A 24,246-nucleotide genomic window follows, 5' to 3' on the forward strand; every position below is an offset into this window, starting at 1 on the left:
TATATCAGTCTTTAATCGTTGATCAGCATTGGCATCATCAGCATCAGCACATCCTGATTCTCCGGCTGCTCTGAAGGAATTACAAGACCGGCACGGCTTGGGTCAGCGAGCTGAATGATGACCTCTGCGCAATCGAAGTTGTTGAGCACCTCGATAAATGATGCGCCCTTGAATCCGATAGACATCGGCTGACCGTTATACTCACAGGTCATACGTTCTGTAGCCGTCTTTGAGAAATCGTAATCCTCTGCATCAAGCTGGAGCGTGGTTCCTTCAACGTGGAAACGAATCAGGTTGCTTGAATCGTTAGCGAAAGGCTGTACACGGCGAAGTGCAGCCAGGAGTGACAGACGATCTACACGCAACTCATTCGGATTAGCCTGTGGAATGACGCTGTTATAGTTGGGATAACGGCCTTCGATCAGACGGCACTGAATGATTCCGTCGCCATAGCTGATCTCTGCATTGCGCTCATCGAAACGGATAACTACGTCACCACCGTCTTTTCCAAGCAGATTCTTCAGCAGTCCAGCGGGCTTCTTCGGCAGGATGAATGCAGCAGGCTGCTCACCTTTAATCGTGAAGATCTTATTGCGAACCAGCTTATGGCCATCACTTGCAACAACAGCCAGACAATCGGTGGTGAGATCGAAATAGATACCGTTCATTACAGGACGCAGCTCATCCTGAGCCGTAGCAAAGATTGAACGATTGATATTCTCTGCCAGAATAGCGTTCGGAATGGTTATCGTATTAGCGTAGTCGCTGATAGGCTGGGGCATGGGGAACTCGTCAGCATTCTCGATGGGGAGAGAGAACATACCATTCTGATAGGATATCTTTACGGTGTTCTGCTCCTGATTCACGTCGAACGTGATGGGCTGCTCAGAGAAACCCTTTACTGCTTCAAGTAAATCGTGATTACCAATGGCGAAACGTCCGTTGCTGTCGCTTTCTGTCAATGGCATCTGTGTCTTCATCAGGTTTTCACTGTCTGATGCAGTCAGATACAGTACGTTGTCGTTGATTTCAAACACGAAGTCACCCAGAATAGGCAGGGCGTTCTTACTGTTAATCACTTTTGAGAGGGCAGCGAGCTTAGTGCTCAGCGCTGTACTTGATAATGTAAATCGCATAGTTTTATAGTTATTTTGTTCTTAAATACATATTATATAATTGAGCACAAAATTACAAAAAAACGTTGTATTGAACAAAATTTTCGGCAGAAAATTGCGCTATTCAAACTATTTTTAGTAATTTCGCCACTTGAAAACGAGAAATTCAACAAATAAAAACAAATTAAGTCATGGAATTAACAGGTAAAATCATTGCTGTTATGGCAGCACAAAGTGGAGTTTCTGCACGTACGGGAAACAGCTGGATGTCTCAGGATTATGTGATTGAGGTTCCTGGTCAGTATCCCCGCAAGTGTCTTTTCCGCATCTTTGGCGAGGATAGAATCAAACAGTTCAATATTCAGCAGGGCGAGGATCTCACAGTTCAGTTTGATATTGATGCCCACGAGTTTAATGGTCGTTGGTTTAACGATATTCGTGCTTATAATGTTATTCGTGGTCAGCAGCCCGTAGCTACACCAATGAGTGGTGCAGCAGCACCATTTCCTCCAGCAGGCGGCGCTAATGCAGCTTTTCCTCCTGCACAGGAGCCTGTAGCAGAAGGTTCTGCTGACGATCTGCCATTCTAAGCATAAGATGATCATTATAGAAGTTTGCCCTCTGGATCAAGAAATCCGGGGGGCAATATTATTTTATAGGAGAGAACTCTTATTTATGTTATTTATCATAATACTGATTCTAGTATAAAGTAGTAAAATATAGGATAATGCCGTATAAACCCTGACTTTGCCCGGAGTAAAGCCTGGGTTTCATTACGACAAACCTATAGTTGTATTACGACTAACTGCTAGTTTCATTACGAGAAACTTCATCTGATATCGCGATCGTCTAAAACCTGGAATTTCTGACGTTGATGGTTTAGTGCTTCTAGATTTAGCGAAAAAGAAACCGAGGTTTGCTTGTCTGCCTGACAAGATGCGAGCGTTTTGCCTATAGGACTGATAATAGCACTCATACCTTTATAATGACAATATTTATCATCGCCAACACGATTACATCCAATCAGATAAGCCTGATTCTCAATAGCCCTGGCTCTGGTTAGAATCTGCCATGCATTTTGGCGACTTTCCGGCCAATTAGCCGCACAGATAATGGCATCATACTGAAGTGCGTCAGCATAACGGCTCCATACGGGAAAACGCAGATCATAACAAGTCAGCAACAAGATGCGGAAACCGTTATACTCTACTATTGTATGATTATTTCCTGATTCGTAGTAACGGTCTTCATGTCCGTATCTGAACAAATGGTGTTTATCATAATATGATTCGATACCATTTCTCCCGTCTATAAAATAATGACGATTAAGATACTTGTGATCCTCAGTTATAATGGCAAGCGTACCAGATATTGCACATTGACGTTCTTTAGCTGTATCGCGCATCCATTTAAGGGCAACATTTGTAGCCTCCGACTCAGCAAGTCCTTGAGGTTCTGTGGCAAAGCCCGTGCTCCACATTTCTGGCAACACATACAGATCACTATCAGGCTCCTGAGCCATCAGACTCTCTGCTCTGGAGATATTCTCAAGGGGACTTCCCCACTCTATGTCTAACTGTAGAATTGTAACCTTCATCTGATATAAAAATCTCTTGTAAGTTCTTGATACCAATCGCTCCTGACGTTGGGCAAAATCTCTATAATTCCTTCGTTCTTAACTAATTCATTTACAGAATGCTTACTGAATTCCATCAAGCATCGCTTAGGCGCTTTCCTGGGTGTCGTTTTTATCATGCAAATACGACTTGGGAAGAACCCCGCCAAATGGGCTTCTGCCTCCAATTGGGCACAACAGTCTACAGGAATCACAACAGAGAAAATGCCATGAGGCGCAAGCAGTCCGAAAGCCGTATGCATCAGCTGACGATAAGTGAGCGTCGAATTATGGCGTGCCATTGTTCGCTGATTGTCTGGACAAGTAAGCGAATCGACGAAATAAGGCGGGTTTGAGACAATCGCATCAAAGAGAGAACCCTCTGACGAAAGAAAATCACGAGCATCAGCCATGATCACTTTGACGTGCTGAGAAAAAGGCGATGCCAGCACATTCTCCTGAGCCTGAGACACAGCTTCTGCATCGATGTCGATCGCTGTGATTTGTGCTTTTGGAAAACGTTGGGCCATCATCAGGGCTATCAGTCCTGTGCCCGTTCCGATATCCAGAATCAAGGGATTGTCCAAAGGAGTGCCGTCGGATGATTCTGAAGGAACCTGAGCCCAAGCCCCAAGCAGCGTTCCATCAGTGCCTACTTTCATCGCTGTACGCTCCTGATGTATAGTAAATTGTTTAAATTCAAAGTAACTATTTGACATTTCGGCTGCAAAGATAGCAATAATTGTTAATTATTGACTGTATCGTGCCTGTTTCTTAATTATTATTAGTAACTTTGCAGCCAATTTTTAAGTATAGTTTGAATTTTATAGTGTATTAGTTATAATATGAGTAGTCAAAACAAGAATGCAGCCTTTCAGATGATAGCTGATATCGACGGTGATTTCAGTGCGTTGTTAGGCAATCAGACCCCAGAGAATGCACCAATACTGCCTGTGCGCAACCTCGTGCTCTTCCCTGGTGTTGTAACCCCTATTCTCATTGGCCGTGAATCAAGTAAGGCCCTTGTTAAGAAAGCAGAGAAGAAAGGGACGGTCATCTGCGTTATTCCCCAGCGTGACCCCGATGTAGAAGTTCCCATGAAGGACGATCTTTATGAATATGGCGTGTATGCTAAAGTCATGAAGCTGCTGACGCTTCCGAATGGAAATATTACCACGATTGTCCAAGGTCTTGGCCGTGCCCGCTTGTGCGATATCATCAGCACCCAGCCTTATCTCGAAGGTGTGGTAGAGCCTGTAGAAGAGATTGAACCCGAGAAACGTGACCGTGAGTTCAAGACGGCCATGGATGACCTGCGTGACCTGGTAGACCAGTTTATCAATATCAGCGAGGATATTCCTGACGAGGCAACGTTCGCCATCAAGAATATCTCGAACGATATCATGGCACTTAACTTCGTATGCTCAAACATGCCTTTCTCGCTGAAAGAGAAGATGTTGCTTCTGACAACCGACACTGTCAAAGAGCGATTGTTTGGCGTGATGAAGATTCTGAATCGCGAGATTAACCTGCAGAATCTGAAAGCCGACATCCGCAATAAGACGCGTGAGGATATCGACGAGCAGCAGCGTAACTACTTCCTGCAGCAGCAGATTAAGAACATGCAGGCAGAGATGGGCAATGGCGAGACGATGGAGAAACAGGAACTTCTCCGAAAAGCCGAGACAAAGAAATGGCCTTACGAGATTGATAAGATTTTCCGTAAAGAAGCTGATAAACTGGACAACCTGAATCCACAGAGTCCGGAATACAATGTACAGCTTACCTATCTTCAGACACTGGTTGCTCTTCCTTGGAATGAATATACAACAGACGATCTCGACCTGAAGCGTGCACAGAAGATTCTCGACCACGACCACTATGGCATGGAGAAAGTCAAGGAGCGTATACTCGAGCACATGGCTGTGTTAGCTCTGCGTGGCGACCAGAAGAGTCCTATCATTTGTCTCTATGGCCCTCCAGGAGTTGGTAAGACCTCTCTGGGCAAGTCTATTGCGGCAGCCATGAAGCGCAAGTACGTTCGTATGTCGTTAGGCGGTCTGCACGACGAGGCAGAGATCCGTGGTCACCGTCGTACGTATATAGGCGCTATGCCGGGTCGTATTATCAAGTCTATCCAAAAGGCTGGTTCGTCTAATCCTGTGTTTATCCTTGACGAAATCGACAAGGTGACACAGATGACTCATAATGGCGATCCCGCATCTGCTCTGCTTGAGGTGCTTGACCCTGAGCAGAATAATGCCTTCCATGATAACTATCTCGATGTGGATTTCGACCTCTCACAGGTATTGTTCATCGCTACGGCTAACAACCTGAGTACCATTCCACGTCCCCTACTCGACCGTATGGAGATTATCGAGGTAAGTGGTTATATCACAGAAGAAAAGATTGAGATTGCGAAGCGTCACCTGATACCTCGTGAGCTTGAGAATACCGGTCTGAACGTCAAGGAGCTGAAACCGACATTCAACAAGGCTGCCATCGAGATGATTATTGAACGTTACACCCGTGAGAGCGGTGTACGTCAGTTGGAGAAACAGGTGAACAAAGCACTCAGAAAGATTGCCTTCAAGCGTCAGATTGAAGAAAGCACCAACTATAAGAAGATTACCCCTGCGGAGATTGAGGATCTGTTGGGCAAACCGCCATTCTATCGCGACATCTATCAGGGCAACGACTATGCTGGTGTTGTCACAGGTCTGGCTTGGACTAGTGTCGGTGGAGAGATTCTCTTTATCGAGACATCACTTTCAAAGGGAAAGGGCTCTAAGCTCACGCTGACAGGTAACCTGGGTGATGTGATGAAGGAGTCGGCCATTCTGGCTCTTGAGTATGTGAAGGCACATGCTTCAACCCTTGACATCGACTACCGAATCTTCGACAACTGGAACATCCATATCCATGTGCCCGAGGGTGCGACACCTAAGGATGGTCCTAGTGCTGGTATTACCATTGCCACTAGTATCGCCTCTGCCCTCACCCAGCGTAAGGTACGCAAGAACACGGCGATGACGGGCGAGATTACGCTTCGAGGAAAAGTTCTGCCCGTTGGCGGTATCAAGGAGAAGATTCTGGCTGCCAAGCGTGCAGGTATTACCGATATCGTGATGTGTCGTGAAAACGAGAAGGATATCCTTGAGATTCCCGATATGTATCTGAAAGGTGTGACCTTCCACTACGTTGAGAACGTACAGGATGTATGGGATTTTGCTCTTACCAAAGAAGTTGTTAAGAATCCGCTCGACTTCACCATTCCAGAAGAAAAAGAAAAGGATCAGAAATGACGTTTGAAGTACAACATACCGATGCAGCCAGCGATGCCCGTGCAGGACTGATTACCACCGATCACGGACAGATTCAGACCCCTATCTTCATGCCTGTTGGAACGGTGGGCAGTGTGAAAGGCGTGCATTTTGCAGAACTGCGTGAACAAGTGAAGGCCCAGATTATTCTGGGTAACACTTATCATCTCTACCTGCGACCAGGCCTGGATATTCTTCGCAAGGCTGGCGGTCTGCATAAGTTCAACACATGGGACCGGCCAATACTGACAGACTCGGGTGGTTTCCAGGTTTTCTCTCTGACAGGTATTCGTAAGCTTCGTGAGGAAGGTTGCGAGTTCCGTAGTCATATCGATGGCTCGAAGCATATTTTCACGCCCGAGAATGTGATGGACACCGAGCGTGTGATTGGTGCCGACATTATGATGGCGTTCGACGAATGTCCCCCGGGCCAGAGCGACTATAAGTATGCCGAGAACAGTCTGCGCCTTACCCAGCGATGGCTGGAGCGATGTGTGAAGCGATTCAATGAGACAGAACCGTTGTATGGCTACAAACAGACCCTGTTCCCCATTGTGCAAGGCTGTACCTATAAAGATCTCCGCAGAGATGCTGCAAAACATGTGGTCGATGTGCTGGGGCAACTCAATGATGGCGGTGGCGCATCTATTGGCGGACTGGCCGTTGGCGAGCCCACAGAAGTGATGTATGAGATGATTGAGGTTGTGAACGAGATTCTGCCAAAGGACCGTCCCCGATACCTGATGGGTGTCGGTACGCCTCAGAACATTCTTGAAGCCATCGAGCGCGGCGTTGACATGTTCGACTGTGTGATGCCTACCCGTAATGGTCGCAACGCTATGCTCTTCACTTATGAGGGAACAATGAACATGCGCAACAAGAAGTGGGAAGACGACTTTTCACCTATCGATCCTGACGGCTGTGATATCGACCGCATCCACTCGAAGGCCTATCTGCATCATCTCTTCAAGGCTCAGGAACTGCTGGCCATGCAGATTGCCTCTATTCATAATCTGGCTTTCTATCTGCGACTTGTCACCGATGCCCGACAGCATATCGTTGCAGGTGACTTCGTGCAATGGAAACGTTCAGTCATTGATCAATTAGGACGTAGAAGATGAAAGAAAAACTGAAGAACATAGCAGAACGGTTGAAGACCTGCGGTAGAAAACTAGAAGCCCTTTGGAGCAAAGTACGCGGTCCAATCGGTAAGTTGGTATCTCCTCTGCGCTACCTTAATCCCAAGCGCTATCTCAAGCGTCTTGACCGTTATATCATTGGCAAGTTCATAGGTACCTACATCTATTCTATCATCTTGATCATCTCGATTTCCATTGTCTTCGATGTCAATGAGAATCTGGCAAAGTTTTCTACTTATGGTGCCCCGCTGAAAGCCATCGTATTTGACTACTACGCCAACTTCATTCCTTATTTCGCTAATCTGTTCTCACCGCTGTTTGTCTTCATTGCCGTCATCTTCTTCACCTCTAAGTTGGCTGGCAACTCTGAGGTCATCGCCATGCTTGCGGCTGGTGTCAGCTTTAAACGGTTGTTACGCCCATATATGGTTTCGGCGGCTTTGATAGCTTTAGTGAACTTCTACCTTGGCTCTTACGTTATTCCTCATGGCAACGTGGTGCGTCAGGATTTTGAGGTGAAATATAAGAATAAGAGCAAGAACCTGTCAGCAACCAACGTTCAGCTGATGGTCGCTCCTGGAACAATAGCCTACCTGCAGCAATACGACGACCGCGTGAAGACCGGTTATGGCTTTTCGCTCGATAAGTTCGAGAACAAGAAGCTCGTCAGCCACATGACGGCATCCGTCATCCGTTACGATTCTATCAGTGACACACGCTATCACTGGAAAGCTCAGAACTATAAGATACGTACGTTGAAAGGGTTGCGTGAAGAGATCCAGTCGGGCGAAGTCATCGATACACTCATACAGATGGAACCGATGGATCTGGTTTACTCTAAAGGACAGCAAGAGACGCTTACCTCTCCCGAATTGTTACGATATATCTCCAAACAAGAGGAAAGAGGCTCTGGCAACGTGGTACCCTATGAAGTGGAGTATCACAAGCGAATAGCCACTTCGTTCGCCTCGTTCATCCTGACTATCATCGGCGTTAGTCTTTCCAGCCGTAAACGAAAGGGCGGCATGGGACTCTATCTGGGTATCGGTCTGGCTTTGTCGTTCTCCTACATCCTGTTGCAGACGGTGAGTGCCACCTTTGCCATCAATGCCGATACACCTGCGTTGCTGGCCGCCTGGATTCCAAATATCCTTTATGCGGTTATTGCATACTTCTGTTATCGTCAGGCACCCAACTAGAAATAAAAAAGAAATAATGAAATTTGAAGAAACATATCTCAACGATAATATTCTCGATGCGCTCTATGACATGCGTTTCGAGGAGATGACCCCTATTCAGGAGCGTTGCATTCCTCAGATTCTCGACGGTCGCGATGTACTTGGCGTGGCGCAGACAGGAACAGGAAAGACCGCAGCCTATCTGTTGCCCATACTTTCACAGCTCGACGATGATGAATTCCCAAAAGATGCCATTAACTGCATTATTATGTCGCCTACACGCGAGTTGGCCCAGCAGATTGATCAGGCCATGCAGGGCTTTGGCTACTATCTTGACGACGTTTCGTCGGTGGCTGTCTATGGAGGTAACGATGGCGGTCGCTACGAACAAGAGTTGCGTGGCATGCGCCTTGGTGCCGATGTGCTCATTGCCACACCAGGCCGACTGCTCAGCCATCTGAAGGTAGGTAATCTTGACCTCTCACACTGTTCATTCTTTGTGCTCGACGAAGCCGATCGCATGCTTGATATGGGTTTCATCGACGACATTATGAAGATCGTGAAAGAGTTGCCTGACAGTTGTCAGCGCATCATGTTCTCAGCCACCATGCCACCCAAGATCCGTGAATTGGCAGTCAATCTGCTTCACGATCCTGTAGAAGTGAAGATTGCAGTCAGCAAGCCCGCAGAGAAGATTCAGCAGAGTGCCTACGTATGTTACGACCCGCAGAAACTGAAGATCATCAATCATATCTTCAAACAGGGCGACCTGAAGCGTGTCATCATCTTCTCTGGCAAGAAAGAACGTGTTAAGGACATTACACGCAGTCTGAAAAAGATGCATATCAACTGCGACCAGATGCACAGCGATCTCACCCAGCAGGAACGCGACGAAGTAATGTTCCGTTTCAAGGCAGGTATGACCGATGTACTTGTAGCCACCGACATTGTAGCTCGTGGTATAGATATTGACGACATCCGCACTGTCATCAACTACGACGTACCTCACGATGCAGAAGATTATGTGCACCGTATTGGTCGTACGGCTCGTGCTGATCGCGACGGCGTAGCCATCACGTTCGTTAACGAGGCCGACATGTTGCGTTTCCAGCAGATAGAGCATTTCCTTGGTAAGGAGGTCGAGAAAACCCCTCTTCCAGAAGGTATTGGCGAAGGTCCTGAATATGTAAAGCGTGAGAAGAAACGTTCCAACACCCGCCGCCATGGGCGCTGGCATTCACGTGGCAACGGTAAGAACTCGCAGGCTAAGAGTAAGAACTCACAAGCTAAGAGCAAAACCCCGCAAAGTAAGAGCAAAACTTCACAAGCTAAAAATACGAAGAAACAATGATTACAAAACCTATCTGTAAGATTAATCTCGGACTCAACGTCGTTGAGCGTCGTCCCGATGGTTATCACAATCTGCAGACCGTATTCTACCCCGTACCTATCATGGATGCTCTCGAGGTATATACGATGGACGAAGCGTTTCCTTCTCCCGTCGACTGTGACTTAAAAGTGACTAATATCCATATCGACGGTGATGAACAGAAGAATCTTGTGGTACGTGCATATAATCTTCTGAAACAGGACTTCCCTTCCCTGCCCCGTATTCATACCCACCTTTTCAAGGGTATTCCCACACAAGCTGGTATGGGTGGTGGTTCCAGCGACTGTGGTTTTATGATTACCTTACTTAATAAGATGTTTTGTCTTGGACTCTCTGAACAGCAGATGATTGACTATGCCGCACGTCTGGGAGCCGACTGCGCCTTCTTTATTATCAATCGTCCTTGCTATGCTGAAGGTATCGGTGAGAAGATGCAGGACATTAATCTCTCATTGGCAGGTTGGTATCTGGCTGTGGTACGTCCTGCGATACCCGTACCGACCAAGGAAGCTTTCTCGCTCATTAAACCACACTTTCCTGCAGAGAATTGTCGCGACATCGTGATGCAGCCTGTTGAAACATGGCGTGGACGATTGACAAACGACTTCGAACAGAGCGTATTCGCCCTTCATCCTGAGATTGGTGCTATCAAGGATCGGCTCTATGACATGGGAGCCACCTATGCCTCTATGTCGGGCTCCGGCTCCTCACTTTTCGGTTTGTTCCGCGAACCCGTCAGTCTTGATACATTCAACGACCCAGATACATTTAAAACAATAATCCCGCTCAAGTGAGCGGGATTATCTGTTAATTTACTGTATACCGTCTTTGCGAAGTTTCTCTTGCCACTTCCAAGCACTTTTCAGTACTTCATCCGTTGGTGTGTCAGCCTTCCAGCCAAGCACCTTGTTTGCTTTGTCAACGTTACCCCACACCTGCTCGATATCACCTTCGCGGCGTGGTGCATATTCCCAGTTCACCTTCACACCAGTAGCCTTCTCGAAGCCCTCAACCACCTCGAGTGTTGACAGTCCCTTACCGGTACCGATATTGAATATCTCAACAGCGTCGGTGTCTGGCTGATCGAGCACGCGCTCCATAGCCTTCACATGAGCCTTAGCCAGATCCACCACATAGATGTAATCGCGGATACAAGTCTTATCAGGTGTATTATAATCGTGACCGAAAATCTTCAACTGCTTACGGATACCCATTGCTGTCTGAGTAACAAAGGGAATCAGATTCATGGGCACACCATTAGGCAGCTCACCGATCAGTGCTGTTGGATGAGCACCGATGGGATTGAAGTATCTCAAGATGATGCTCTTGATGGGAGCACCAGAGTGAATATAGTCCTGAATAATCTCCTCGTTGATCTGCTTTGTATTACCATAAGGTGAAAGCGCCTTCTGAATGGGGGCATTCTCTGTTACAGGCAGATTCTCCTGAGAAGGCTGACCATAGACAGTGCAACTTGAAGAGAAGATGATGCCCTTCACATCGTACTTAGGCATCAGCTCCAGCAAGTTAATCAGACTGGTCAGATTGTTACGATAGTACAGCAGCGGCTTCTCCACACTCTCGCCTACAGCTTTTGAAGCAGCAAAATGGATGATTCCCTCGATCTTCGGATACTTCTTGAATACGCCTTCAAGAGCTTCCATGTCGCAGCAGTCCACCTGCTCGAAAGCCGGACGCTTGCCTGTAATCTTCTCAATGCCATCGACTACGTTAGCATTTGAATTCGAGAGGTTGTCGATAATCACCACTTCATAGCCTGCTTCCTGCAGTTCTACGGTTGTATGACTTCCGATGAAGCCTGTACCGCCAGTTACTAAAATCGTTTGTTTCATATTCAGTTGTAGTTTTACTATTTTCAATTTCCGACTGCAAAAGTACTAAAAAAGCTAGAGAATACGCAGGTTTCCTCAGAAAAACTTTATTAATCTGTGTTAATCTGCACTGCAGACGTCATCCATGCTTCGTCCAGATAGTCTCTATGACATAAACACAAAACCAACGGATGCCAAAAACTGGACTATAAGGATGTAGAGGACAATCAGCGGTGCACCTTTAGACAGACCGAAGGTGAGCGATTCAAAGACATCTGCCAATGTTTTTAAACGTCCCGACATGACACCGAAACTGACAGAAAACAGACAGATACCAAAAGCTAACAGCGGCACAAAGCTGCGACTGAAAGCCGACGGAAACAACTGTCCCGTGGCAGATAGCAGGATGGCGTGAGGCGTAAGGGTGAGCAGACTGATTATGAATATATATATAATTAGAAATGCGAACGACACACGTAAGGCAATCCGATCGCGATAAGTCAGTGGATGATTCTTAGCGAACAACACTGGCACCCCACTCTTTTCAATGGCGCCCACAGCTACGAGCAGCAATAACAGACACACCAGCAACGGGGTGGCTACTATATTATTGAAACCGCCGATGAACCAGCGGATACCCTCACTTGAGAGCAAGGAGCGCACGCCCTCCTGTCTCATAGCAGAGAGTAGCCATGAGAGGATAATGAGGGCGAGTTGAGACACCACCACCCCCATTCCTATTCTGGCGAAGAGTTTATTCTTCATCGGGTTCGAGGTTATCGATATCGAGAATACGCAGTTCGAGGGCTCGAACTACGAGACGCGTAGCATTAATACCGCCCGTACCTTCAGGGAAGAGTTTCTGGATAAGTTCGTTCTGACGTTTCTCAAGACTCTTCACGCCAAATGGCATGCCACGCAGATTGGTAATCTGCTCCTTGGTATAGCCGAGGGCCAGATGGCGAAGGAAACGTTCATCATACTCGTCGATCTCATAATTAACCAGTGCTTCTTGCTTCACAAGCAGTCCACTCACGGCAGCCTTAAAGCGCTCTACAATCTTCTCAAGGATTGGCTCATTGAATACCAGTTGTTTGCCGTCCATCACGGCAGACACATCACGACGTGTCAGCAACTCGCCGGTCTTGAGAATTATTCCGTCGGCACCTGCGTCGAGTACATCAACCCAGAGTTTCTCATTAAGGATCTCACCAGTAAAAATAAGTACCTTAACATCGGGATGGAGCTCTTTAGTGTGGCGACATATCTCTACGCCAACAGTAGTAGAACCGCCAAGCCCAAGGTCGAGCAACACAAGGTCTGGTTTCTGCTGTTTAAGCAGCCGCCAGTAGGCAGGCTCAGCGTCGGCTGTTCCAATAACTTCCGCCTCAGGAATATCAGTGCGGATGATGCCGAGGGTGCCCTTCAGTTCAAGGGGAACATCCTCTACGATGATAACTTTGAAGTTCTCCATATACTTGGTAATGTTATAATCATGAATGTTATGTTGTCTCTAATTTCAGCACGAATACCACAACCACGACGATTAGTGGCTTCGCCATGATCGCGTACAATCTGGCGACAGAGCAGATATGGGATATGTTCACGGGAAGGCGTGAAAAGATCGGCAACCTGAGATTCTGTAAGACGGAGCGAAGGCATCGCTACACTGATCTCAACATATTGGGAATCTTTCTGCACGCAAGTCTTCTGAAGTGTTTTCTCCCCCGACTGCTTACGCAGAATCTCGAAAAGATAGCGTATGAGGTTTTCATCTCCAAGAATGCTCACCTCGCCCATCACAATCGGTTTCAAGTGAAGATGGCCGCGCTCAACCTGTCGGATGGCTTGCAATGAAAGCACGCCATAGAGTTCGCGATAGAAACTGGTGACTTCGGCGAGCGAGTCAGTATCACCCGCATCAAGTAACTGACTGATACGGGAAGGATAATACATCGTCTCATGTTTGAGAGTTGAGAGACAATTATCGAGTACGGCGTTCGATACATGTAAGTTGTTATCCTCCAGCTCTGCACGCCGATATTCGTCGTTTAGCATTTCAAGGTCGTTTTGACGCTGCTGCTCTTTAACAAAACGGTCGTAAAGACGGTGGCGATAATAGAGCAGATAGTAGGCAGGTACGATGGACAGGAGCAGAAGCACCAGAAGGATAACGGATATCGTCTGGTTGGTCTGCGTTTGTTGCATGGTACGACAATAATCGCCCAAGGTCTCGTCGGCCGACATTTCCTTGAACAGTTGGGTATAGATACGGTTATTGTAACTATAGAGCTGCCATTCATGGAGAGCTAAAGCAGCCACAGCACTTTCGTTACGAATATCGAGAATGATGTGGTAGTTTGTTTCCACCCCATCGTGGAACCACTTGATTTCTGGAGCCAATAGCGACGGATTGCCCATGGGACGCATGAGGTAGCGGCCGCGGGGCTGCAGACTATGATAATGCTTATTCAGATAATAGCGACATGAATCGGCAAACTGTAACGTGCGCTGGTATTTTCCTTCAATATTGCTAAAATAGGCAGAGTCAGCAAAGGCACTGGCTTTTGCTAACGGGGCCTGGCTCTTTGAAACAGGCTGCTGTGCAGCTACTAACAGAGAACCACATAGTGTAAACAATATTACCAGACTACGCATCACACCCAGTGGAAGACGGAACGCCAAACGCGAGCCTTTTCCTAATGTGCTTGTAGCAGTTATCTGGCAAATGGAGAATATCTGCGATATCTTTCGATACTTCTCTATGATTCCTTTACAGTTAAGCAGTCCGAAACCATGTTCCTCGACAATCTTATGATCGAAAATATGTTGTAGCTGTTCGTCGGTCATTCCATGTCCGGTATCTTCTACAGCTATTTCAACATAGTTGGCCTGCGTAGAGGCTGACACATGCACTTCGCCACCTGCTTCCGTAAACTTACGGGCATTATCGGCCAGTGTATTGAGCATAAAGAGTGTCAAAACCTTGTCGGCCTTGACCACTGCATTGGTCGATTCAACATTGAGATTAATCCCTTTCATCTGGAATGAAGTGCGACCTTTGGCCAACAGGTCGAAGAGTTCCTGCAAAGCAAAACTCTCGATATGCAGACTGAGTTCCCCCTGTCGCAGTTGAATCCAGTAGGTCAGCACATCGTTATAGGAATTGATCTGTTCGGTGAGCTCGCGGATATAAGTGGAGTCGCCCTCAGATGTTCCTTTCACTTCATGGAGAATGCGGTCGATGAAAGGTGTGATACTATTGACAAGCGACACCTTCGCACGCTGCTCCAGATTGTGACGCTCGGAATTTTCCACACGTAGTCGCATAGCTGCCAATTGTTCCGACATCTCGTCAAACCGGTCGTCATTATCCTCCGTCTTTTTCTGTTTCTTGTTCAGATAGTTGAAGAGCCACAACGAGAAAAGTAGCAGCACGATGGCAGCCACGACGGCAATGAGCATGATGTTGAGCCGGCTTATATTACGTTCATACTGGCTGGCGCGCGCCTCCAATTGTCGATCCTGTCGGGTTGTCTCCTGAAGGTCAAGATACAGATTTCGATTATAGTCACTCTGCTCTTTATCATCGATAGCGGCATAAGCCACACTGAGCTGTTCACGGATTGAAGCCACTAGGTCGGGTGCTTGATAGATGGCAGAATCAGACAACGCCTGTTCCAGATTATAAAGAGCCGACTCATAGTCGCCTATTTGTCGGAAACAGGATGCCAAAGTACGATAGGCACCTGATATCTGATAGACATCACCATAATCACGGAAGATATAAAGGGCATTCTCTGCCAGATAGCCAGCTAGCATTTCATCATCGACACCATCAGGGTTCAGAAACCGCAGAGCAGGCATGTTGTCGGCCAACAAGCGCTTGCGATATTCAGGTTCCATCAAGTGTTCAGAAAGCGCTTCGAGGGCATTTGCCGCAAAATATGGATAGTTGGCACGACGAGCCATCAGGAAGCAACGCATCAGATGGTCGAACTCCTGTTGGTTGATTTCTTGTTGAGTTCCCTCGGTAATGATGCCGCCCGCACCGATATTATAGAGATAGTTTAGCAGCTGAGCTGTATCGCGCTGTACTTCGTTAGGATCTATTGTGTAAAGTGCTTCGATAGACTGGCGCTCTAGACCTACATAATAATAATAGGTAGAATTGACAATGGCATATTCGCTTTCGGCATAGAGCAGGCTACGGAGGTCGCGATTCGAAAGAGTGCTGCGCTCTTCGTTGATTCGACGCATGGCACGGTCGGCCAGTTCGCGATATTCATGGAACTCACGGTTACGTGAGCGACGCTGACAAAGACGCATCTGCTGGACATAAGCAATAAACTGCTGTACCTGATTATCGGTAGTCTCAATGGCTTCATTGAGCAGTTGACTGGCATCGTCGTACTGCATGCGTACGATACGTACAAAGGCTAGATTGCAGAGGGCTTCGGCCCTACCCGCATCGTAACCTTCGGCTAATTCAACTGCACGACGGGCATAATATTCGGCAGAATCGATGTCGCGATAATGAAAAGCATAAGATGAATCATTCAGCTTGTCAACAGTAGATTTTTCTGGTCGTGAACAGGCTGAAAAGCAAATGATTGATAGTATGAATAGCCAGACTTTCATGTCAGTTAAAAAGAATCCCCCTCGCCCACAAACTATGACAGGGGCGAGAGGGATGATATTGTATTAAGCACGCGCCTTGGCCACGTAACCGAGTGCCTCGCGACACTTGTCGGTAACGTACTGCCAGTCGCCGGCCTTTACCTTATCGCTTGGGAAGAGCTTTGAGCCCATACCAACGCAGTAAACACCTGCCTTGAACCACTTAGTGAGGTTCTCCTCCTCAGGAGCAACACCACCAGTGACCATGATCTTCGACCAAGGCATAGGAGCCTTAAGACCCTTTACCATGTTTGGACCAACCACATCACCAGGGAATACCTTCGTGAGGTCGCAGCCCAACTCCTGAGCCTTACCAATCTCGCTAACGGTCATACAGCCAGGGCAGTATGGTACCAAACGACGGTTACATACAGGAGCGATGTCGGGATTCAACAACGGACCGACCACGAAGCAAGCGCCCAATTGAATATACATTGCTGCTGTGGGAGCATCTACGATAGAGCCAATACCAAGAGCCAACTCAGGGCATTCCTTGTCGGCCCACTTTACGAGTTCGCCAAAAATCTCCTGAGCAAAATCACCGCGGTTGGTAAACTCAAAGGCGCGAACACCACCCTCGTAGCAAGCCTTTACAACATTCTTACAGGTCTCAAGATCCTTGTTATAGAAGACGGGTACCATACCGGTATCACCAATCTTCTTCATTACTGCTATCTTATCAAATTTTGCCATATCTCACTTATATTATTGACCGTTTCGATTTAGCGCTGTACGCGACCGCTTGCATTACCACCTGCAAGACTCTCGACCTCGTCGACTGAAACCAAGTTGAAGTCACCATTAATAGTATGCTTCAGAGCAGAAGCAGCAACGGCAAACTCTAAAGCCTCACCCTGTGTTTTCTTTGTGAGCAGACCATGAATTAAACCGCCGGAGAATGAGTCGCCGCCGCCTACACGGTCGATAATCGGGTTGATCTCATATCGCTTTGACTGATAGAACTCCTTTCCGTCATAGATTAAAGCCTTCCAACCGTTGAATGTAGCACTATAGCTCTCACGGAGCGTAGAAACAACATACTTAAAGCCAAACTCAGACATCATCTGTTTGAAGATACCCTCATAGCCAGCAGCATCGGTCTTGCCTCCCTCAACGTCAGCATCGGGTTTGAAACCGAGACAGAGTTCTGCATCCTCCTCATTACCGATGCACACATCAACATACTTCATCAAAGGACGCATAATTGAGATAGCCTTCTCTGAAGTCCAGAGTTTCTTGCGGAAATTCAGGTCTACAGAAACAGTTACACCATGACGCTTGGCGGCTTCGCAAGCAAGCTTTGTCAATTCGGCAGCTTTATCGCTGATAGCAGGAGTAATACCACTCCAATGGAACCAAGCTGCACCTTCCATAATCTTGTCGAAGTCGAAATCAGAAGGATCAGCTTCGGCAATTGAAGAATGAGCACGGTCGTATATAACTTTTGAGGGACGCATAGAAGCACCGGTTTCAGCATAGTAAAGACCTATACGGTTGCCACCACGAGCCACGAACTCGGTGTTTACACCATAACGACGCAAAGCGTTAACAGCAATCTGTCCTATTTCGTGCTTAGGGAGCTTACTAACGAAATAAGCCTCGTGGCCATAGTTGGCTACTGATATTGCTACGTTAGCCTCTCCTCCGCCTGGAATAATGCGGAATGATTCACTCTGAATAAAACGGTCGTTTCCTTGCGGAGATAGGCGAAGCATGATCTCGCCCAATGTTACGATTTTAGCCATTTTCCTTGTTTTAACTATAGATTAAACATATTTTTTTCGTTTGCGACGACAAAGTTAGATATATTTTTCGAGCTGACCAAATATTTAAGAGGATTTAAGGCAAAAAACTTACGGAAACGATTTCGGTTATATTATTTGATAAAGTTGTTGGCTTTTTCAGAATTTATTTGTACCTTTGCCGAAAAATAGGAATAAAATGGCTAAGGAGAACATTACTATTAAGGATATTGCTGCACATGCAGGCGTGTCCACAGGTACGGTAGACAGAGTTTTACACAACCGTCCAAATGTAAGTAAAACAGCGCTGGAAAAGGTGAATAAAGCGTTGGAGGAGCTAGACTATCGTCCAAACATGTATGCCTCTGCCCTCGCTTACAATAAGACTTACAATTTCTATTTGGTACTCCCCAAGCACGAGCAAGACGCTTATTGGGACGAGATTGAAGAAGGTGCGCTGGCCTGTACGGACTTTCGTCGTGACTTCGGCATCACGCTGAAGTTCATCTATTACGAACGTTTCAATGCTACAGGCTTCACAAAGATGGTTCGTGAGCTGTTTTCTGCTAAGATAGATGGTGTAATCATTGTGCCTTCTACACTTGAGCAGACATCACGTTTCACTGAAAAACTGATTGAGAGACAGATTCCCTATGTGTTACTCGATTCCTATATGCCTGATCTGAAGCCTCTTTCGTTTTTCGGCCAAGACTCTTTTGCCAGCGGATACTTTGCAGCAAAGATGCTGATGCTGATTGCTAATAAAGAGAAAGAGATTGCCTTGATGAAACAGACACGCGACGGTAAGGTGGGCTCAAAACAGCAAGCTAACCGTGAGACGGGTTTTCGTCATTATATGGTAGACCATTTCCCAGAGGTCAAGATTACTGAGGTAGACCTGCCCTTGGACGAGGAGAAAAAAGACTACGACGGCATTCTTGAAAAATTCTTCAGAGCACACCCACAAGTTCACCACTGCATTACATTCAACTCAAAAGCACACTTGGTTGGCGAGTTCCTTCAGAGAACCAACCGACGAAATGTGCAGATTATGGGCTATGATATGGTGCCTAAAAACGAAGAATGTGTGCGCCAAGGCAGCATTTCATTCCTCATTGCTCAGCACGCTTATCAGCAGGGCTATTCGAGTGTAGACGCATTATTCAACGCTATCGTGATGAAGCGTGAAGTAAATCCCGTGAATTACATGCCTATTGAAATCCTGACAAAAGAGAACGTAGACTTCTACCGCCGTAAGGCCATTTAAGACTAAAACAAATATAGAAAACAAAGAATGGAACAAACTACATTTTTAAAAATTAATCCTGCAGATAGTGTTGTCGTGTGTCTGCAGGTAAAGAAGAAAGGCGACATTATTGAGGTCGACGGCCAAAAAATCGTCATTAATCAGGACACACCAGCAGGACATAAAGTGCTCATTAAGGATACTCTAAAAGGTGCGGACATTATTAAATATGGCTATCCTATAGGTCATGCTATGCAGGATTTGAAAGCAGGTGACTGGGTGAATGAGAATAATCTGAAGACCAATTTATCTGGAACGCTTGAGTATTCGTATAATCCTGTAAACGAACAGCTTAATATTAAGAATGAAAATCGTTTCTTTAATGGCTATGTACGTAAGAATGGCGATGTGGGTATTCGCAATGAAATTTGGATTGTCCCCACTGTCGGTTGCGTGAATGGCGTTGCCGAACGACTGGTAAAGGAATTAAAGAAAGAGACCAACGAGCAGGGTGTAGATGCTATCTATGCCTGGCATCATAACTATGGCTGTTCGCAACTCTCGGAAGATCATGAAAATACACGTAAGGTGCTGCGCGATATCTGTCTGCACCCCAATGCCGGTGGTGTGCTGGTACTGAGTCTCGGATGTGAGAACAATCAGCCCGATGAATTTATGAAGATGTTGGGTGATTATGACAAAGACCGCATCAAATTGCTCGTCACACAAAAGGTTGAAGACGAAATGGAGGCTGGTATGGAAATCCTACGCAGTCTATACGATATAGCGAAAAAGGATAAACGTGAGACAGTGCCCGTATCAAAACTACGTGTAGGTTTAAAATGTGGCGGTTCTGACGGTTTCTCGGGTATTACTGCCAATCCGTTAGTCGGTGAGTTCAGTGACTGGCTTGTTGCTCAAGGAGGCACATCTGTATTGACAGAGGTTCCTGAGATGTTTGGCGCAGAGACCATTCTTATGAACCGCTGCCGCACTGAAGAGCTGTTTAACCAGACAGTTTCGATGATCAACAATTTCAAGGACTACTTCCTCTCGCATGGAGAGCCTGTAGGAGAGAATCCGAGTCCTGGCAACAAAGCCGGGGGGATTTCTACCCTTGAAGATAAAGCACTTGGCTGTACACAGAAATGTGGCAAAGCACCCGTTAGCGGCGTAATGGAATATGGCGACCGTCTGGAGCATGACGGACTAAACCTGCTCTCTGCTCCAGGCAATGATCTTGTGGCATCTACTGCCCTCGCCTCTTGCGGTTGTCACCTGGTATTATTCACAACAGGTCGCGGTACGCCATTCGGAACCTTCGTGCCTACGATGAAGATTGCAACCAATTCTGATTTGGCTAACCGCAAGAAAAACTGGATAGATTTTTCAGCAGGGCAGTTACTTGAAGGACGTTCAATGAAAGAACTTGTACCTGAGTTTATAGACAAAGTCATAGCTGTGGCCAATGGCGAGAAAGCTCGTAACGAGGAAAACGGCTACCGTGAGATATCAATTTTCAAAAACGGCGTAACGTTGTAAAATGAAAAAAGGGCTTATTGCATTATCACCACTCATGGTGTTCATCGCATTCTATTTAGTCACCAGCATCATTGCTGGTGACTTCTACAAGATTCCCATCACTGTAGCATTTATGGTGTCGAGTATCTATGCGATTATCATCAGTAGCGGAAAACCCTTAATCAAACGTATCAACACCTACAGCCGAGGAGCAGCCACAGAACAGATGATGCTCATGATCTGGATCTTTGTGTTGGCTGGTGCATTTGCTCATTCTGCCAAGATGATGGGCAGTATTGATGCTACGGTTAATCTTACTCTCTCGCTGTTACCTCCACAGATGATCTTTGCAGGATTATTTCTGGCTGCTTGTTTTATATCCCTCTCTATTGGAACAAGTGTAGGAACCATTGCAGCACTGACTCCTATTGCAGCAGGAATAGCCTCAGAAACGGGCACTGATGTGGCGTTAATGACGGCAATCATTGTTGGCGGTTCTTTCTTTGGAGATAATCTGTCGTTTATCTCCGATACCACCATTATGGCCACCCAGACACAAGGTTGCCGACTCAGTGATAAATTTCGCGTCAATGCTTTTATTGTAACGCCTGCAGCATTGATCATTCTGGTTATCTATATCTTCATGGGGCAGTCAATCCATGCTCCGCAGCATATCCCGTCTGTAGAATGGCTGAAAGTCATACCCTATCTGGTTGTACTCATTACCGCTATATTTGGCATGAATGTGATGGCTGTACTCACTTTGGGTATCCTGTTGACGGGGATTATCGGACTCATAACAGGATCGTTTGATATCTATGGATGGTTTGGCGCTATGGGTGATGGCATTCTTTCTATGGGAGAATTGATCATTGTTACCATGATGGCTGGCGGTATGCTTGAACTCATACGTCAGCAAGGAGGTATCGACTTCATCATCCGTCTGCTTACGCGTCGTGTAAACAGCAAGCGAGGTGCCGAACTGAGTATTGCAACACTGGTGTCATTAGTAGATCTATGTACTGCTAATAATACCATTGCCATTCTTACCGTAGGAGGCATAGCCAAACAGATTGGTGATCGATATGGTGTTGATAATAAAAAATGTGCCTCAATACTCGATACCTTTTCTTGTATGGTTCAAGGATTGATACCTTATGGTGCTCAGATGCTGATAGCTGCAGGACTCACATCATTGAATCCGATAGCCATTCTCCCCTACCTGTATTATCCCTATGCGCTTGGTATTGTGGCATTACTATGTATTTTATTCCGTTTTCCACGTAGATACTCATGAACATTATTCAACGCAATTTCTTCAGGTTAATAAGAAGTGGTGCATTCAATACCACTGAGCATATAGAGCCGATGTCGGTTTACAAATGGGAGCGACTAATGCAGCTGACTATCATGCATCAAGTAGTGCCTTACGTCTATGAGGGATTACAGCGATGTAAAAATCAGTTCTTCTTAAAACAGACAGACTATCAGTGGAGAGAATGGTTAAAACTGAAGCAGGATGCCGAAAGAATGATAAATGACGATGAAGGAGATGAGTTTTTGAGAGCCGACCATCTGACGAATCCGTTATTGAACCGTCAGTTGCAGAACATCCTCGACGACGAGCACTCGGACACTATCTCAAGAAAACTTCTGCTCCTCATACTTCGCATTGTGCGTCATATATTGAATGAAGGAATGCCCGTAAGTCAGTTGGTTGAACTAGGGAGGTTCTTGCAAAACGAGGGAGACCATGTAGATAAAGACGTGTTTCGCAAATGGATTTCGAAACTTAAACTCTCGCAGATGTGTCAGCTTGAAGGAGAGTTCCTGGTGTTGTTATTCGGATTTAAGAAAGACGACGTATTCTTTCTTGAAGACAAGCAAAACAAACATATAGAAGAGATTGCGCAAGAACTCATCGATTTCACCAATACACGTTCACAAGACTGGTATTTTTCACAAGACAGTGACAGTATCTTTGTACACAACAGCAATACAACGGCAATGTTCAGCCATGTAAAGCGCTCCGCCCGATATTTCCGCTATTATCCATCAGAAAGTCTGACCAACTTCTTCGCTTCGTTCGTACACTCATTGTCTCACATCGAGGAATAATCGCGGTGATTCGTATTGTTTTCCACTATTTGTATATGCTGGAAACGGATGTCTCTCAATCCGTGATTACCTATAAAACGACTCTTGTCAACAAAGCCATTAATACCCACAATACGTCCCTTACTTGTATACTGCCACATTGTAATATCTCGTTCATCGTCTAATACGGGTTCTTCAGGCGTATACATCGCGATCATCAGCTTGTAATCATTAATTTTTCCGATCAGATGGCGATTATAGAAATTTCGGAAGGTATATAGTAACGGAGCTTGGCGATACTCTTTCTCAACCATACCTAGAAACGTGATAAGTGAATCGCAGAAAACATCAGTAGGCAGTCCGCCCGTAGTCTCGATATCAATCATAGGTATCAAATCCTGCTCAGCTGGACGACACTGCATTCTGAAGTTAGCCAGTTGCTGTGCTAATGGCGTTTTCGGACGGAAAAAGTGATAAGAACCAACTTTCAGACCATAGCGATGAGCCAGTTGAATGTTTCGTTCATAACGGTCATCGATTCGATCACCGCCTTCAGTAGCCTTCAGATATACATATGCCATCTTTGTGTTTTCGCCGACTGTTTCCCAGAATACTTGTCCCTGATAATGCGACAGGTCGATTCCGTGTACATGACCGCATGTATCCTCACAAAGGATATTGGGATCATAGTCTGGATCGAGCAGTCTAGGATCAGGTTTCTGTGGAACAACCCTTGCCGTACGCCTTTTGCTGCGACTATTATGCTTTTTCTTTGCAACTCTATGCGTACGATGACGCTGACGGCCTTTATAATGTCTTGAACGCTGAGCAAATCCATCGCCTGCGGCCAACATGGCAATCAGAAAAGCCAGCAGAAAATATAATCGTTTCATTTGTTTAATCTTATTTGAGGTGCAAAGATAATAAAAATTGTGAATTTAGGGGTTCGTATTCTCAATTATTTTGTATCTTTGCCGAAAATTAAGATTTATGAAGAAGTTTTTAATTGCTATATCACTTCTATTCACATTGTGCTCGTGTCATCATAATGATGATCCCGAGCCAGACACTCTGGCAAGCAGAACCGTATTGGTATATATGGCCGCTGAAAACAACCTGGCTTCTTTTGCCGAGGAAGACCTCGAAGAGATGAAGGCCGGATCTAAGTCACTGAGAAAAGATCAGAATCTGGTAATATATGTTGATCGCGCAGGTTCAAACAAAACACCATATCTGGCTCGTATCTATAATGGAGAACTGGTTGATACATTATATATGTCAAAAGGTATTGCCGCTGATCCTAAAGTCTTGCTGTATGCCTTAAAACAAACGAAGACCGTTTATCCAGCCCAATCATATGGACTTGTA

Annotated in this window: 21 protein-coding genes; 11 read left to right on the plus strand and 10 right to left on the minus strand. The window is 46.1% G+C overall.

All coding sequences use genetic code 11. The features are described 5' to 3' along the window. Positions 1-11: 11 nt before the first annotated feature. A complete protein-coding gene (gene dnaN, locus T325_RS07925; RefSeq protein ID WP_036912230.1) occupies positions 12-1,136 on the minus strand; it encodes a DNA polymerase III subunit beta in 1,125 nt (374 codons plus the stop codon). Between the two features lie 170 nt (positions 1,137-1,306). On the opposite strand from dnaN, the gene T325_RS07930 reads away from it, so the two are divergent. Then, complete coding sequence (locus T325_RS07930; protein WP_036912233.1) at positions 1,307-1,705, plus strand: DUF3127 domain-containing protein; 399 nt, start codon at positions 1,307-1,309, stop codon at positions 1,703-1,705. Between the two features lie 239 nt (positions 1,706-1,944). Here the strand turns inward: T325_RS07930 and T325_RS07935 are convergent, their stop codons facing one another. Both T325_RS07935 and T325_RS07940 read right to left on the minus strand, forming a co-directional pair. After that, positions 1,945-2,712 carry a nitrilase-related carbon-nitrogen hydrolase gene (locus T325_RS07935; RefSeq protein ID WP_036912236.1) on the minus strand — a complete coding sequence of 256 codons (768 nt, stop codon included), beginning with the start codon at positions 2,710-2,712 and terminating at the stop codon, positions 1,945-1,947. Continuing rightward, the gene (locus T325_RS07940; protein WP_369794042.1) at positions 2,709-3,392 is read right to left on the minus strand and encodes a tRNA1(Val) (adenine(37)-N6)-methyltransferase; all 684 of its coding nucleotides are present in this window, start codon (positions 3,390-3,392) and stop codon (positions 2,709-2,711) included. The genes T325_RS07935 and T325_RS07940 overlap by 4 nt, the downstream gene beginning before the upstream one ends. 183 nt (positions 3,393-3,575) lie before the next feature. On the opposite strand from T325_RS07940, the gene lon reads away from it, so the two are divergent. Genes lon through ispE form a run of 5 tightly spaced genes read left to right on the plus strand, consistent with a single transcriptional unit; the run spans position 3,576 to position 10,554 of the window. Continuing rightward, positions 3,576-6,035, plus strand: a complete 2,460-nt coding sequence (gene lon, locus T325_RS07945) for an endopeptidase La (RefSeq protein ID WP_036912242.1) — start codon at positions 3,576-3,578, stop codon at positions 6,033-6,035. Beyond that, entirely contained in the window at positions 6,032-7,174 is a 1,143-nt protein-coding gene (tgt, locus tag T325_RS07950) for a tRNA guanosine(34) transglycosylase Tgt (RefSeq protein ID WP_036912245.1), read from the plus strand. The genes lon and tgt overlap by 4 nt, the downstream gene beginning before the upstream one ends. Continuing rightward, positions 7,171-8,391 (plus strand): LptF/LptG family permease, encoded by a 1,221-nt coding sequence (locus T325_RS07955; protein WP_036912248.1) that lies wholly within the window; start codon positions 7,171-7,173, stop codon positions 8,389-8,391. Before tgt ends, T325_RS07955 begins: the two co-directional genes overlap by 4 nt. 16 nt (positions 8,392-8,407) lie before the next feature. Beyond that, complete coding sequence (locus T325_RS07960) at positions 8,408-9,721, plus strand: DEAD/DEAH box helicase (RefSeq protein WP_036912251.1); 1,314 nt, start codon at positions 8,408-8,410, stop codon at positions 9,719-9,721. Beyond that, positions 9,718-10,554, plus strand: a complete 837-nt coding sequence (gene ispE, locus T325_RS07965) for a 4-(cytidine 5'-diphospho)-2-C-methyl-D-erythritol kinase (RefSeq protein ID WP_036912254.1) — start codon at positions 9,718-9,720, stop codon at positions 10,552-10,554. The genes T325_RS07960 and ispE overlap by 4 nt, the downstream gene beginning before the upstream one ends. Positions 10,555-10,572: 18 nt before the next feature. Here ispE and galE read toward each other — a convergent pair whose 3' ends face one another. The 6 genes from galE to T325_RS07995 form a co-directional block, all read right to left on the minus strand. Further along, positions 10,573-11,613 (minus strand): UDP-glucose 4-epimerase GalE, encoded by a 1,041-nt coding sequence (gene galE, locus T325_RS07970; protein WP_036913548.1) that lies wholly within the window; start codon positions 11,611-11,613, stop codon positions 10,573-10,575. A 144-nt stretch (positions 11,614-11,757) separates the two neighbouring features. After that, on the minus strand, positions 11,758-12,357 hold the full coding sequence (locus T325_RS07975; RefSeq protein ID WP_036912256.1) for an AbgT family transporter: 600 nt from the start codon (positions 12,355-12,357) through the stop codon (positions 11,758-11,760). Further along, complete coding sequence (locus tag T325_RS07980) at positions 12,347-13,066, minus strand: DUF5932 domain-containing protein (RefSeq protein ID WP_036912258.1); 720 nt, start codon at positions 13,064-13,066, stop codon at positions 12,347-12,349. Before T325_RS07980 ends, T325_RS07975 begins: the two co-directional genes overlap by 11 nt. Beyond that, positions 13,039-16,233, minus strand: coding sequence for an ATP-binding protein (locus tag T325_RS07985; RefSeq protein WP_036912260.1), 3,195 nt, complete (start codon positions 16,231-16,233; stop codon positions 13,039-13,041). The genes T325_RS07980 and T325_RS07985 overlap by 28 nt, the downstream gene beginning before the upstream one ends. Before the next feature lie 63 nt (positions 16,234-16,296). Next, the gene (locus T325_RS07990; protein ID WP_036912262.1) at positions 16,297-16,965 is read right to left on the minus strand and encodes a bifunctional 4-hydroxy-2-oxoglutarate aldolase/2-dehydro-3-deoxy-phosphogluconate aldolase; all 669 of its coding nucleotides are present in this window, start codon (positions 16,963-16,965) and stop codon (positions 16,297-16,299) included. 29 nt (positions 16,966-16,994) lie between these two features. Then, positions 16,995-18,017, minus strand: a complete 1,023-nt coding sequence (locus T325_RS07995) for a sugar kinase (protein WP_036912265.1) — start codon at positions 18,015-18,017, stop codon at positions 16,995-16,997. Between the two features lie 196 nt (positions 18,018-18,213). On the opposite strand from T325_RS07995, the gene T325_RS08000 reads away from it, so the two are divergent. Genes T325_RS08000 through T325_RS08015 form a run of 4 tightly spaced genes read left to right on the plus strand, consistent with a single transcriptional unit; the run spans position 18,214 to position 22,899 of the window. Beyond that, the gene (locus T325_RS08000) at positions 18,214-19,281 is read left to right on the plus strand and encodes a LacI family DNA-binding transcriptional regulator (RefSeq protein ID WP_036912268.1); all 1,068 of its coding nucleotides are present in this window, start codon (positions 18,214-18,216) and stop codon (positions 19,279-19,281) included. Positions 19,282-19,308: 27 nt separating this feature from the next. Continuing rightward, positions 19,309-20,802 carry a UxaA family hydrolase gene (locus T325_RS08005; protein ID WP_036912270.1) on the plus strand — a complete coding sequence of 498 codons (1,494 nt, stop codon included), beginning with the start codon at positions 19,309-19,311 and terminating at the stop codon, positions 20,800-20,802. A gap of 1 nt (position 20,803) precedes the next feature. Further along, on the plus strand, positions 20,804-22,078 hold the full coding sequence (locus T325_RS08010) for a Na+/H+ antiporter NhaC family protein (protein ID WP_036912273.1): 1,275 nt from the start codon (positions 20,804-20,806) through the stop codon (positions 22,076-22,078). Beyond that, a complete protein-coding gene (locus T325_RS08015) occupies positions 22,075-22,899 on the plus strand; it encodes a hypothetical protein (protein WP_143058284.1) in 825 nt (274 codons plus the stop codon). The genes T325_RS08010 and T325_RS08015 overlap by 4 nt, the downstream gene beginning before the upstream one ends. Here the strand turns inward: T325_RS08015 and T325_RS08020 are convergent. Continuing rightward, positions 22,884-23,771, minus strand: coding sequence for a glycoside hydrolase family 25 protein (locus T325_RS08020; RefSeq protein ID WP_231622210.1), 888 nt, complete (start codon positions 23,769-23,771; stop codon positions 22,884-22,886). The two genes, T325_RS08015 and T325_RS08020, sit on opposite strands and share 16 nt — an antisense overlap. A gap of 205 nt (positions 23,772-23,976) precedes the next feature. On the opposite strand from T325_RS08020, the gene T325_RS08025 reads away from it, so the two are divergent. Continuing rightward, positions 23,977-24,246, plus strand: a 270-nt coding sequence (locus T325_RS08025) for a clostripain-related cysteine peptidase (protein ID WP_369794048.1), incomplete at its 3' end; no start/stop codon positions are given.

Origin of the sequence: Prevotella sp. FD3004, assembly GCF_000746155.1 — a bacterium.
Lineage (GTDB): Bacteria > Bacteroidota > Bacteroidia > Bacteroidales > Bacteroidaceae > Prevotella.